This is a genomic window from Mesorhizobium sp. M7A.F.Ca.MR.148.00.0.0, from assembly GCF_003997735.1.
In the GTDB taxonomy this organism is placed as follows: Bacteria; Pseudomonadota; Alphaproteobacteria; order Rhizobiales; family Rhizobiaceae; genus Mesorhizobium.
The window spans coordinates 4,402-4,712 of record NZ_RZTB01000209.1 but is presented as its reverse complement, the minus strand read 5'-3'; the positions used below and the strand labels follow the sequence as shown (position 1 = coordinate 4,712).

Here is a 311-nt window from a genome sequence, read left to right as displayed (position 1 = left end):
TCGATGCACTGCGCACGGCATTCGCGACGGCCGACGCGCCACTCGCCGACTGGCGTGTCACGCGCCGCTTTCCGGCTTGGATGTGAATTTCAACGCCGGGTCATGCGGGCCATCACCGCCGCAGCGCGCAGGCCGTTCTCCGAGGCGAGTTCACAGACGACGGTCGGACCGGGTGCATAGTCTTTGAGCAAGCTGTCGGCCGCCAGCATCAGCGCCAGTGCGCCAGCGGCTGATCCTATGTCGCCGATGGTCATGGCCGGATAGGCGGTAGGAAGGATCTCACGGCGCGTGCGGGAGAAACGCGGCCGTGC

The 311-nt window shown here is 66.9% G+C and carries 1 pseudogene; it reads right to left on the bottom strand.

The features are described 5' to 3' along the window. Positions 1 to 89 precede the first annotated feature (89 nt). Positions 90 to 311 (bottom strand): annotated as a pseudogene (locus EOB49_RS36700) (hypothetical protein); the annotation flags it as partial.